Consider the following 12884-nt stretch of genomic DNA (forward strand, 5'->3'; position numbering starts at 1 on the left):
GCGCCATGACCGAGAACAACAAGCCGAGCGGACCCGACCTGAGCAAAGGCGTGTCGCTGACCGCGTTTAGGGATGGCAAACTGCTCGGTCATGTCGGCGAGGAGGACGTCCTGCTGGTGCAGGCCGGCAGCGAGATCTTTGCGATCGAGCCGGCCTGCAGCCATTACCACGGGCCGCTCGCCGAGGGCCTGGTGGTGGGCGACACCATCCGCTGTCCCTGGCATCATGCCTGCTTCTCCTTGCGCACGGGCGAAGCCACCCGCCCGCCGGCGCTGAACGCGCTGGCGGTGTGGGAGGTCGCGCGCGATCGGGACAACATCATCGTTCGGCGCAAGCGCGAGGCGCCCAAGCCGTCGACCGCTCATCGCAGCGCGCCGACGCCGGAGAAATTCGTGATCGTCGGCGGCGGCGCAGCCGGCTTCGCGGCCGCCGAGACGCTCCGGCGCGAGGGCTTTGCCGGCGCCATCACCATGCTCAGCGATGACGGCGCGATGCCGGTCGACCGGCCCAACCTCTCCAAGGATTATCTCGCGGGCAACGCACCGGAGGATTGGCTGCCGCTGCGGGGCGAGGACTATTATCAGGATGCGGGCATCGATCTCAGGCTCAACACTGACGTCTCCGCCGTCGATGCGAAGGCGCGCAATGTCACGCTCGGCAATGGCGACAAACTCCCGTTCGACCGGCTGCTGCTCGCGACCGGTGCCGAGCCGGTCAAGCTGCAGATCCCGGGCGCCGACCAGCCGCATGTCCACACCTTGCGCTCGGTCGCCGACAGCCGCGCCATCATCGAGGCCGCGGGGAGTGCCAGGCGCGCTTTGGTGATCGGCGCCAGCTTCATCGGCCTCGAAGTCGCGGCGTCCTTGCGGGCGCGCAAGATCGAGGTGCACGTGGTCGCGCCGGACGAGCGGCCGATGCAGAAGGTGCTCGGCTCCGAGATGGGCGACTTCGTCCGGTCGCTGCATGAAGAGAACGGCGTGATCTTTCACCTCAAGGACACCGTCGAAAAGCTCGACGGCAACCGCGCCACGCTGAAGAGCGGAGCTGTCATCGAAGCCGACCTCGTCGTGGTCGGCATCGGCGTCAGGCCGCGCCTTGCGCTGGCCGAGCACGCCGGGCTTGCGGCGGATCGCGGTGTCAGCGTGAGCGAATATCTCGAAACCAGTGTCGCCGGCATTTTCGCGGCCGGCGACATCGCGCGCTGGCCCGATCCGCATTCCCGGCAGAGCATCCGCGTCGAACATTGGGTCGTTGCCGAACGCCAGGGCCAGACCGCGGCGCGCAACATGCTCGGCAAGCGCGAGCGCTTCGACGCCGTGCCGTTCTTCTGGTCGCAACACTACGACGTGCCGATCAACTATGTCGGCCACGCCGAGAGCTTTGACGAGATCGCGATCGACGGCAGCATCGGCGGCAAGGACTGCCTGTTGAAGTACCGCAAGGACGGCCGCGTGCTCGCGGTTGCTTCGATCTACCGCGATCTCGACAACCTCAAGGCCGAGCTCGAGATGGAGCGGTCCCGCACCTGAAGCGCCGTATTCCCTTGATTTGCGTCAATGTCGCGCATGGCTGCCGCTGCTCTGCTGGCTATCGTCCTGGAGCGGCGCGTGCTGGTTTCGGCCGCGTTCCGGGCTGCGCATGCAGGAGTGACCGCCATGACAAGTGCTTCGGATACGTCTCACCATGCGAGCCTCGGCTCCGGCATTGCCGCCCTGCATGCCAAATGGGGCTGGATCGTCGCGCTCGGCTTCGTCTATCTCATCGCCGGCTTCGTCGCGCTCGGCAGCGTGGTGATGGCGACGGTGGCGAGCGTGATCGTGGTCGGTGCGATGATGATCGTCGCCGGCGCCGCCGAAATTATCGGCGCATTCCAGATGAAGAGCTGGGGCAAGTTCCTGGTCTGGGCCTTGCTCGGCGTGCTCTACGTCGTCGCGGGATTTCTCACCTTCGAGAATCCGCTATTCGCGGCCGTTCTGCTGACGCTGTTTCTCGGCGCCTCGCTGATCGCCTCGGGCGCCGTCCGGCTGTTTCTCGCCTTCAACATGAAGCGTGAAAGCCCGTGGGTGTGGGTGGCGCTGTCGGGCGCCATCACGCTGCTGCTCGGCCTCCTGATCGTCGCGCGCTGGCCGGTGAACAGCGTCTATATCCTCGGCCTGTTCCTCGGCCTCGACCTGATCATGGCGGGAGCGGGCTGGATCAGCCTGGGCTTCAGCTTGAAGCGGCGCGGCTGAGCCATCAGCAACTCGACGCAAGACCATCTTGCGGAACTCCGCTGATCTGGCACGCTGACAAAAAGCAGCACGCCGCGCGGCCGCCTCGCGCGGAGATCACCGGGGAGAAACCATGAAAGCCGCCTTGGCCCTGGCCGCAGCGCTCGCTGCCGCCTGCCTGTCCACGCCAGTCTCCGCGCAAAAAACCTACGGTCCCGGCGTCAGCGACACCGAGATCAAGATCGGCAACACCATGCCCTATAGCGGGCCGGCCTCGCCGCTCAGCATCACGGGCAGGGTCATCGCGGCCTATTTCGACGAGGTCAACGAGAAGGGCGGGGTTGGCGGCCGCAAGCTCAACCTGATCTCGCTGGACGATGCGTTCTCGCCGCCCAAGACCATGGAGGCGGCGCGGCGCCTCGTCGAGGGCGACGGCGTCGCCTTCATCTTCGCGACCATGGGCACGGCGCCGAGCTCGGCGATCGCAAAATATCTCAACAGCAACAAGGTGCCGCAGCTGTTCCTGATCAGCTCGGCCTCGAAATGGAACGATCCCGCCAACATGCCGTGGTCGATGGCGCTGCCCTGGGCGCCGAACTACACCAGCGAGGCCGCGATCGACGTCGCCTATGCGCGCGCCAAGAACCCGAACGCGCGCTTCGCCGTGCTCTATCAGAACGACGACGCCGGCAAGGAATATCTTCGCGGTGTCAAGGAAGCACTTGGTGCGGATGCCGACAAGGCGATCGCGATGGCCTCGAGCTTCGAGGTCGCCGACCCCACCGTCGATTCCCAGGTGCTGACGCTGGCGAACACCAAGGCCGACGTCTTCATGATCTATTCGGTAACGCCGCGCGCCTGTGCGCAGGCGATCCGGAAAGCCCATGAGGTCGGCTGGCAGCCGACGCGCTTCCTCGCGAGCGGCTGCGCCAACAAGGCGACCGTGATGGTCCCCGCGGGCCTCGATGCCGGCAAGGGCGTGCTCTCGCTTGGCGCGCTCAAGCCGTTCGTCGAGACGCCGAAGGACGATCCGGCGATGACGGCCTATATCGACTTCATGAAGAAGCGCCTGCCCAATGCCGACGTCAACAACGTCGCCGGCCTCTATGGCTACACCGTCGCCGAGGCATTGGTGGTGCTGCTGAAGCAGTGCAAGGACAATCTGACGCGCGAGAACATCATGGCGCAGGCGGCGAACCTGAAGAACGTGCCGCTGTCGCTGCTGATGCCCGGCATCACCCTGAATACCACGCCGCAGGATTTCCGCCCGATCAAGGACGGCTACATGCTGCAGTTCGACGGCAACGACTGGATCGTGGCGAGTGAGCTCTTGCGCGGAACGTGAGGCGCAGGGCTCTCTCCGCGAACGCGGAATCGTAGGGTGGGCAAAGGCGCACTTGCGCCGCGCCCACGACCTGCTCAATACGGAAACAGGACGTGGGCACGCTTCGCTTTGCCCACCCTACGAGACTGACGCGAGTGTCGGCGAGCGGGAGGATTAAAATGGACTTTCAACACTCCGCCCGTTCGCTGGAACTCCAGGACCGCGTCCGCCAGTTCATGCGGACACATGTCGAGCCGGTCGAGGACCTCTATTACGAGCAGGTCAAGCCGGAGGCCGCGCGCTACAAGACGCCGCAAGTGCTCCAGGACCTGAAGCGGCTGGCGCGGGAGCAGGGGCTATGGAATCTGTTTCTCTCCGGCAAGCACGGCCCCGGTCTCACCAATCTCGAATATGCGCCCGTGAAGGAGATCATGGGCCGCATCCTTTGGGCGCCCGAGGTCTTCAACTGCTCGGCGCCCGATGTCGGCAACATGGAGGTGCTCGCAAACTACGGCACCAGGGCGCAGCAGGAGCGCTGGCTGAAGCCGCTGCTGGAGGGGCGCATCCGCTCCGGCTTCTCGATGACCGAGCCGCAGGTCGCCTCCAGCGATGCCACCAATATCCAGTGCGCGATCACGCGCGACGGGGACGACTACGTCATCAACGGCCGCAAATGGTTCACGTCAGGCGCGATGAACGAGGATTGCGAGATCCTGATCGTGATGGGCAAGACCGCGCCCGACGATCCCGATCGCCACCGCCAGCAATCCATGATCCTGGTGCCCAGGAACACGCCGGGCGTCCGCATCGTCCGCGACATGCTCACCTACGGCTATGACGACGCCCCTAGCGGCCACCCCGAGATCGTCTACGACAATGTCCGCGTGCCCGCCGAGAACATGCTGCTCGGCGAAGGCCGCGGCTTCGAGATCGCGCAGGGGCGGTTAGGGCCCGGCCGCATCCACCATTGCATGCAGCTGATCGGCTGCGCCCAGCGCGCGCTCGAATTGATGTGCCAGCGCGCCGTCTCCCGCGTCGCCTTCGGCAGGCCGCTCGCAGAACAAGGCTCGGTGCGCGAGGATATCGCGAACTCATTCTGCGAGATCGCGCAGGCGCGGCTCCTGACGCTGCAAGCCGCCGACAAGATGGACCGCGAAGGCAACAAGGCCGCGCGCGACCTGATCGCGGCGGCCAAGATCGTGGTGCCCGGCATGGCCGCCCGTGTCATCGACCGCGCCATCCAGATCCACGGCGCCGCCGGCGTCTCGCAGGACACATTCCTGGCGCGTGCTTACGTCTACGCCCGCTTCATCCGCATCGGCGACGGGCCGGACCAGGTGCATCTGGCCGCTGTCGGCAAGGAGCTGATCAAGCGCGGCGGGGTGATGGGATAGGCAGACAGCTTCTCCGGGACTGGCCCAATGCGCGGAAGTATCTGGTCATAGGTAGCATGGTATGCTTGGATGACGGGATCACTTCAATGCGTGCATTGCCGACGTTGTTGCGCTCGGCACAAGAGCGAGCAGGTCAACAATGTGCAGTTTCGCCCCGAGCCGCCGGACGTCCGGCGCGCGATCCATCGCGGCAATCTTCGCCTCGATCCTGACGATCCTGATCATCTGCAGCGGCCGATCCGCGCTTGCAGCAGTGGAGCCCTTTCCCGCGGATTTCAAAATCCAGCGCATCTCGGTCAACGGCGTCACCCTGCATGTCCGCGTCGGCGGGAAGGGACCGGCGGTCGTGCTCCTGCACGGCTTCGCCGATACAGGCGATATGTGGGCGCCGCTCGCCAAGGCGCTTTACAAGGACCACACCGTGATCGTTCCGGACCTGCGCGGCATGGGGCTGTCGTCTCAAGCCCCAGGCGGCTACGACAAGAAAAACCAGGGCGTCGACATCGCCATGGTCATGGACAAGCTCAACGTCCAGAAAGCCGATCTGGTGACGCACGACATCGGCAACATGGTGGGCTATGCGCTCGCGGCGCAATATCCCGACCGCATCACCAAATGGGTCGTCATCGACGCGCCGCTGCCCGGCATCGGGCCCTGGGACGAAATCCTGAAAAGCCCCATGCTGTGGCATTTCAACTTCCGCGGCCCTGACGTCGACCGCCTGGTCAAGGGCCGCGAGCGCATCTATCTCGACCGGTTCTACAATGAGCTGTCGGCCGACCCGAAGGCAATCGACGAAGCGACGCGCAACCATTATGCGAAACTCTACGCCCGGCCAGGCAACATGCACTACGCCTTCGAGCAGTTTGCAGCGTTTGGGAAGGACGCCACGGACAACAGGGTTTTTGCCGCGACCAGGTTGAACATGCCGATCCTGGCCCTTGGCGCTGAAAAGTCGTTTGGCGATCAGCAAGTGGCGATCATGCGCGAAGTCGGCACCAAGGTTGACGGCGGCATCGTCACCGGCTCCGGACATTGGATCATGGAAGAGCAGCCGGCGCAGACCGTGAGCAAGGTGCGGGCTTTCCTCGACGGGAAATGACGCGAACTGATTGGCTTCTATCGGCGGCCTGTCCAGCCGAACTGCGACGATGCAGCGGACGCCCGTCGTCCGCTGCATCATGCGCGCCAAAGCGCAGGAGTGCGTCAGCTCGCGCGCCGAAGCGGTTTGAATGCGGCGCGCAGCTCCGCGGAAAAAAGCTCGGGCTGCTCCCAGGCCGCAAAATGACCGCCTTTGTCGACCTCGTGGAAGTAGGTGAGGTTGCGATAGGCGCGCCGGGCCCACGTCTCCGGGGCTTGATAGCTCTCGCCGGGAAAGACGGTGATGGCCACCGGGAGCGAGATCTCCGCAGTCTTCTCGGGGGCGGCGAGAGCGGGACTGCGCCCGCTGTATTCCCAGTAAAGCCGCGCCGATGAAATCGCGCTGTTCGTCACCCTGTAGAGCGTGATGTCGTCCAGCACCTCGTCGCGGGACTTCTCAGGGTCGGTGCCATCGTAATTCCAGTGCGAGAAGCCTGGATGACCGAGCATCCAGGCCGCCAGTCCCGCGGGAGAATCCGTCAAGCCGTAGCCGACCGTCTGCGGCCTCGTTCCCATCATCACCGCATATGACCGGTTGCCCATTTTGGCCGCCGCGCTGAATGCTTCAAACGCCGTGCGTTCCTTCTCGGACAGTCCCGCCGGGGCGGGCCCGCCGGCGGCGAGGATCGCGGCGATCTCGGGCGGGACGATCGCCGGCAAGTTGATGTGAATGCCGAGCAAGCCTGCCGGCGCCAGCCGCGCCATCGCGCTGGAGACGGGCGAACCCCAGTCGCCGCCCTGGGCGACGTAATGGGTGTAACCCAGCCGCTTCATGAGGTCTGCCCAGATGCGCGCCGTGCGCTCAGGACCCCAGCCGGTGTCGCGCGGCTTGCCCGAGAATCCGTAGCCGGGCATCGAGGGGATCACCACGTCGAACGCGTCTTCAGGCCGTCCGCCATGGGCCGTTGGATCCGTGAGCGGATCGATCACCTTGAGCTGCTCGAACACCGATCCCGGCCAGCCGTGGGTGATCACGACAGGGAGCGCATTGGGATGTCTGGAGCGGACATGGATGAAATGAATGTCGATCCCGTCGATCGTTGTGACGAATTGCGGAAGCGCGTTCATCTTCGCTTCGATCTTGCGCCAGTCGTAGCCCGTGCCCCAATACTGCACGAGCGACTGCAGCTTCGCCAGCGGGATGCCCTGGGACTGATCGGAAACGGTCTCGCGATCGGGCCAGCGTGTCGCCAGCACACGACGGCGAAGCTCGACGAGATCCTGCTCGGGAATGTCGATACGGAACGGGCGAATGACGCTCTCGTCGGCCGCCAGCGCCCAGTGCGCGGGAAACACGCTCGCGGAAATCGCCGCCGCAACTCCAATCGCAGCGGTGCCGAGAAGCGTGCGCCGATCTCTGTCGATGATGATTTCCGAACTGGATGACGAATTGGATGGCATGGGCATCGGAGTGCCTCCTGGCCTCAGGCGATCGGCGCCTGCGGGGCAGGACACTGGCTCTCCAACATGGCGTGGAGGCCGGCCGATAGCTCGTTAGGCGTTGTTAGATGCTGTGAGTCGCCGCGAACATGGCGAAGCGGCGCAAGCTCAGCATTGCTGTCCATTTCCGCTTAGGACGGACTTCGAAAAATCAGCAGCCGTCACCCGGCCGCCAAGCCATTGATAATGCTGAACCCGTCTACTGTGCATGGGGTTGTTTCGCACTTTTTTGTTTGGAGGAGGCTCGCCGCCGACTTTGTAGCGGCGGACGCGCCGTCATCCCGCCTTGATCATCCCGCCCTGGCGATGCGGCGGTCCGCCGCGCCTGCGCGCAGGTTCTGGAAGAACGTCTCCACCTCGCGCGACAGCGTGTCCGCGGTCTCGGTCAGGCTGCCCGCCGCCGTCAGCACCGAGGCTGCCGCCGTGTCGGTCTCGCCGATGGCGTCGCGCAGCGAGGTGATGTTGGCGACCAGCGTCTCGTTGCCCTGCGCCGCGCTTTGCGCGTTGGACGAGATCTCGCGCGTGGCGGCGTCCTGCTGGCCGATGGCGCCGGCGATCGCGGAGGTGACCTCGTTGATCTCGCGCACCGCGCCGCCGATCTCGCGCACCGCATCGACCGCGTTGCGGGTCGAGGCCTGGATCATCGAGACGTTCTCGCTGATCTCCGCGGTCGCCTTGGCGGTCTGGCCCGCGAGCGCCTTCACTTCATGGGCGACTACGGCAAAGCCGCGGCCGGCGTCGCCGGCGCGGGCGGCTTCGATGGTGGCGTTCAGCGCCAGCAGGTTGGTCTGCTCGGCGATCGCCTGGATCAGGTTGAGCACGCCGTCGATGCGCTGCGTCGCCGCGGCAAGGCTCTCGATCTCGGAGATCGACTTCTCGGTGCGCTGGCCGGTCTGCTCGACCGCGCCGGCGCTCTGCCGCACCTGGCGGCCGATCTCCACCACCGAGGCCGACAGCTCCTCGGCGGCGCCCGCCACCGCCGTGACGTTGTGCGAGGCCTGCTCGGTGGCGTTCGCCGCCGTGCCGGCGCGGCTAGAGGCATCCGCGGTGACGCGGGTGATGGTCTGCGCGGTCTCGCGCATGGTGGAGGCGTTGTTGCTCAGGCCGCGCATGATCGCGCCGATCGCCCCGCGAAATTCCTCGACGGATTGCTCGATGTGACGCGCGCGCTCCTCGCGCGCGGCAGAGTCCTGCGAGACCTGCGAGGCGAGGTTGCGGTTGCGGCCCATGGCCTCCTGGAAGACCTGGATCGCGCGCGCCAGCGCGCCGATCTCGTCGGCGCGGCCGGAGTGCGGCACCACCACATTCTCGGTCCCGTCGGCGACCTGCTTGATGGTCGCGGTGATCGCTGCGAGCGGCCGGGCGACTGAGCGGGCGATGATGACGATGCCGATCACGACCAAGGCCAGCGCCACGCCGCCGAGGCAGGTCAGCACGAAGGACAGGGTGCGATTGGTTTCCGTCTCACGCGCGATCTGCTTGGCGCGCTCGGCATAGACCTTTGACAGCGCCTCGAGATCCTTGTTCAGCGCCGAGCGCACGGTGCGGTTGGCGTCGTTGTCGCCCCATTCGCGGCCCGCGGCCGCATTGATCTCGACGCCGCGGCGCACCAGCTCCTTGCGGAACTCGACGAACTGCTCGATGCGCTTCTTGAAGGTGGCGAACTGCTCGGCATCGTCGGCTTTGACGATGGTCTCCCAGCGCTTCACGACGTCGAGGATCTGGGCGTTGAACTTGAGCAGGCCCTCGCCGTATTTCTTCACCACGGCGGGCTCTGTCGACATGTAGACGCCGCGCGATTCCATCACGACCGCATAGACCAGCGAGTTGACGCGCTCGACGTTCAGCGCGGCGGCGTTCGCCGTCTCGATCGCGCTGGTCAGGTCGGCGCCGCGGCGGCTGTTGTAGTCGGACAGCATCGCGATCGCCGCCGTCAGCAGCGCGAACAGCGCGAAGATCGCATAGAGCTTGGTGGCAAGCGTGAAACGGCCGGCCAGCTTGGCGGCATTCCCAGATCGGTCTGATGTCATGGTGTTCAGGGGCCCGGATTGGCCTGAAGCGGCCGGGGAGCGGGGTCGTTTGAATTTGATGCAAAACTATGCAGAACGAAGATGGATGCGGCGTTAACGCGGCCACTGGCTCCCTTCGTCCTTGGTCGTAGGAAAGATAAGATATTTCAGCGTCTTGATCCGAAGGTAGAGTTTCAGGATAGTCTTAGGTCGGCCACCGGCCGACGCACCCCGGAGAGACCCTTGGTCTACCGCCACATCATCGACGCCACGACCCACACCTTCCCGGACCTGCGCGACCTCCTTGCCAGGGCGACGCCGCCGCGCTCCGGCGACCGGCTGGCCGGGGTCGCCGCCGACACTGCCGAGCAGATGATCGCGGCGCGGATGGCGCTCGCCGACGTTCCGCTCGGCCAATTCCTGCAGGAAGCCGTGATTCCCTACGAGGCCGACGAGGTCACCCGCCTCGTCATCGACAGCCATGACGCCAAGGCCTTCGCGCCAGTGGCATCCCTGACGGTCGGCGGCTTCCGCGACTGGCTGCTGTCGGATGCGGCGACGCCGGAGGTCCTGCGCAAGCTGGCGGGCGGCATCACCCCGGAGATGGCAGCGGCGGTGTCGAAGCTGATGCGCAATCAGGATCTGATCCTGGCGGCGCGGAAATGCGAGGTCACCACCGCCTTCCGCAACACCATCGGCCTGAAGGGGCGGATGAGCACGCGGCTGCAGCCCAACCATCCCTTCGACGATGCCAGGGGTATCACCGCCTCGATCCTCGACGGCATTCTGCTGGGTGCCGGCGATGCCTGCATCGGCATCAATCCCGCGAGCGACGATCCGGCCGTCATCGCGCAATTGCTGCGACTGCTCGACGAGATCATCACGCGGCTGAAGATCCCGACGCAAGCTTGCGTGCTGACCCATGTCACGACGACGCTGGCGCTGATCGGGCAGGGCGTGCCGGTCGACCTTGTCTTCCAGTCGGTCGCCGGCACCGAGGCCGCCAATCGCAGTTTCGGCATCGACCTTGCGCTTCTGAAGGAGGCGCAGCAGGCCGGGTTGTCGCAGGGGCGCGGCACGGTCGGGCAGAACGTGATGTATTTCGAGACCGGCCAGGGCTCGGCGCTGTCGGCGGGCGCCCACCACGGCGTCGACCAGCAGACCTGCGAGGCGCGCGCCTATGCGGTCGCCCGCGCCTTTGGCCCGCTGCTGGTCAACAGCGTGGTCGGCTTCATCGGCCCGGAATATCTCTATGATGGCAAGGAAATCATCCGCGCCGGGCTGGAGGATCATTTCTGCGGCAAATTGCTCGGCCTGCCGCTCGGGATCGACATCTGCTACACCAATCACGCCGAGGCGGACCAGGACGACATGGACAATCTGCTGACGTTGCTCGCAGCCGCCGGCGTCACCTTCATCATGGGTGTCCCCGGCGCCGACGACGTCATGTTGAACTACCAGTCGACGTCTTTTCACGACGCGCTCTATGTCCGGGACGTCTTCGGTCTGCGCCGCGCGCCGGAATTCGACGACTGGCTGGTGCAGGCAGGGATTACTGGCGCCGATTTCCGTCTTGCCGGCGATGCAGGCCTGCTGCCCGATTTTGCCTCGCGGCTGATCGCCTGAGGCTGGAAGCTCCCTAAGGCCTTCAGGAAACCATTGGTCCCTCTCCGAATTATGCTTGTGCCACAATATTGAGAAATTCCGGCGACGGCATTACGCTATGTGTCTGGCTGGCTATTTCCGCAACCAGATCGAGCGTGGCGGGGGAGCTTTGATGCGAGCTGAAAGTAACGGAACGTCGCGGCGGATTCTCTGTGTGTTTCCGCGCTACACCTCGTCGTTCGGGACGTTCGAGCATTCCTATCCCCTGACCGATGGTGTCCGTGCCTTCATGCCGCCGCAGGGGCTGCTGCTGATCTCGGCCTATCTGCCGCAGGATTGGCAGGTCAAATTCGTCGACGAGAACCTGCGTCGCACGACCAGGGAGGAGTTCGAGTGGGCCGAGGTGGTCTTCGTCAGCGGCATGCACATCCAGCGCCAGCAGATGAACGACATCTGCCGCCGCGCTCATGAATTCGATCTGCCGGTCGCGCTCGGCGGTCCCTCCGTCAGCGCCTGTCCCGACTATTATCCGTCCTTCGACTATCTCCATGTCGGCGAGCTCGGCGATGCCACCAACCAGCTGATCGAGATCCTGTCGCGCGACACCACGCGTCCTGAGGAACAGGTGGTGCTCACCACCAAGGACCGCGTGCCGATGACGGAGTTTCCGATCCCGGCCTACGAGCTTGCCGACGTGAAGAAATACATGCTCGGCAGCATCCAGTATTCCAGCGGCTGTCCCTATCAGTGCGAGTTCTGCGACATCCCCGGCCTCTACGGCCGCAATCCACGCCTCAAAGCGCCGGAGCAGATCATCGCCGAGCTCGACCGCCTGCGCGAATGCGGCATGACGGACACGGTCTATTTCGTCGACGACAATTTCATCGGCAACCGCAAGGCGGCGCTGGATCTGCTGCCGCATCTGATCGAATGGCAGAAGCGGACCGGCTACGTGGTGCGGCTCGCCTGCGAGGCGACGCTCAACATCGCCAAGCGGCCCGAGATCCTCGAGAAGATGCGCGAGGCCTATTTCATCACCATCTTCTGCGGAATCGAGACGCCCGATCCCGACGCGCTGAAGGCGATGCAGAAGGACCACAACATGATGGTCCCGATCCTGGAGGGCGTGCGCACCATCAACTCCTACGGCATGGAGGTCGTCTCCGGCATCATCATGGGACTCGACACCGACAAGCCGAATACGTCTGAGGCGCTGCTCGGCTTCGTCGAGGAGTCCCGGATTCCGCTGCTGACGATCAACCTGCTTCAAGCGCTGCCGAAGACGCCGCTGTGGGACCGGCTGGAGCGCGAGGGGCGCCTGGTCGAAGACGACGGCCGCGATTCCAACGTCGACTTCCTGCTGCCCTATGACGAGGTCGTCGCGTCCTGGAAGCACGCGATGGCGGTCGCATATGCGCCCGAGAAGGTCTACGCGCGCTTCCAGTATCAATGCGACCACGTTTATGTTCACCGCCTCAAGGTGCCGACCCCGGACGAGATGAAGACCTGGGCCAACATCAGGCGTGGCCTCGTCATGCTGCGCAACATCTTCTGGAAGGTCGGCGTGCTCGGTGACTACAAGCGCGTGTTCTGGAAGTTCGCGCTGGGGCGCCTCAAGCGCGGCGATCTCGAAGGCCTGATCGGATGCACCCTGATCGCGCACCATCTCATCACCTTTGCGCGCGCGGCCTCCAGCGGCAGGCAGAACGCCTCGAATTACTCGATCCGGCTGCGCGAGGCCGCCGTTCCCGCCGAATGATGC

At 65.1% G+C, this 12884-nt stretch carries 9 protein-coding genes; 7 read left to right on the forward strand and 2 right to left on the reverse strand.

Annotation, left to right across the window (positions count from 1 at the left end; all coding sequences use genetic code 11):
* Window positions 1-5: 5 nt before the first annotated feature.
* From AABA84_RS29080 to AABA84_RS29100, 5 genes are all read left to right on the forward strand, one after another.
* Window positions 6-1529: an FAD-dependent oxidoreductase gene (locus AABA84_RS29080; RefSeq protein WP_338313872.1), complete on the forward strand. Its 1524-nt coding sequence runs from the start codon at window positions 6-8 to the stop codon at window positions 1527-1529.
* 126 nt (window positions 1530-1655) lie between these two features.
* Entirely contained in the window at window positions 1656-2231 is a 576-nt protein-coding gene (locus tag AABA84_RS29085) for an HdeD family acid-resistance protein (RefSeq protein WP_212251320.1), read from the forward strand.
* 112 nt (window positions 2232-2343) lie between these two features.
* On the forward strand, window positions 2344-3555 hold the full coding sequence (locus AABA84_RS29090) for an ABC transporter substrate-binding protein (protein ID WP_338313873.1): 1212 nt from the start codon (window positions 2344-2346) through the stop codon (window positions 3553-3555).
* 158 nt (window positions 3556-3713) lie between these two features.
* Window positions 3714-4928: an acyl-CoA dehydrogenase family protein gene (locus tag AABA84_RS29095; RefSeq protein ID WP_338313874.1), complete on the forward strand. Its 1215-nt coding sequence runs from the start codon at window positions 3714-3716 to the stop codon at window positions 4926-4928.
* A 139-nt stretch (window positions 4929-5067) separates the two neighbouring features.
* Entirely contained in the window at window positions 5068-6030 is a 963-nt protein-coding gene (locus AABA84_RS29100) for an alpha/beta fold hydrolase (RefSeq protein WP_338313875.1), read from the forward strand.
* A 104-nt stretch (window positions 6031-6134) separates the two neighbouring features.
* Here AABA84_RS29100 and AABA84_RS29105 read toward each other — a convergent pair whose 3' ends face one another.
* Both AABA84_RS29105 and AABA84_RS29110 read right to left on the reverse strand, forming a co-directional pair.
* Window positions 6135-7475: an epoxide hydrolase family protein gene (locus AABA84_RS29105; RefSeq protein WP_338313876.1), complete on the reverse strand. Its 1341-nt coding sequence runs from the start codon at window positions 7473-7475 to the stop codon at window positions 6135-6137.
* A 323-nt stretch (window positions 7476-7798) separates the two neighbouring features.
* Window positions 7799-9538: a methyl-accepting chemotaxis protein gene (locus AABA84_RS29110; RefSeq protein ID WP_212251331.1), complete on the reverse strand. Its 1740-nt coding sequence runs from the start codon at window positions 9536-9538 to the stop codon at window positions 7799-7801.
* A gap of 222 nt (window positions 9539-9760) precedes the next feature.
* Here AABA84_RS29110 and AABA84_RS29115 point away from each other — a divergent pair, with 222 nt between their 5' ends.
* Window positions 9761-11143: an ethanolamine ammonia-lyase subunit EutB gene (locus AABA84_RS29115; protein WP_212251333.1), complete on the forward strand. Its 1383-nt coding sequence runs from the start codon at window positions 9761-9763 to the stop codon at window positions 11141-11143.
* 151 nt (window positions 11144-11294) lie between these two features.
* Window positions 11295-12881, forward strand: coding sequence for a B12-binding domain-containing radical SAM protein (locus AABA84_RS29120; protein WP_212251335.1), 1587 nt, complete (start codon window positions 11295-11297; stop codon window positions 12879-12881).
* The last annotated feature ends 3 nt before the right edge of the window (window positions 12882-12884 follow it).

This window comes from Bradyrhizobium sp. TM239, assembly GCF_036247985.1.
Classification (GTDB): Bacteria; Pseudomonadota; Alphaproteobacteria; order Rhizobiales; family Xanthobacteraceae; genus Bradyrhizobium; species Bradyrhizobium ottawaense.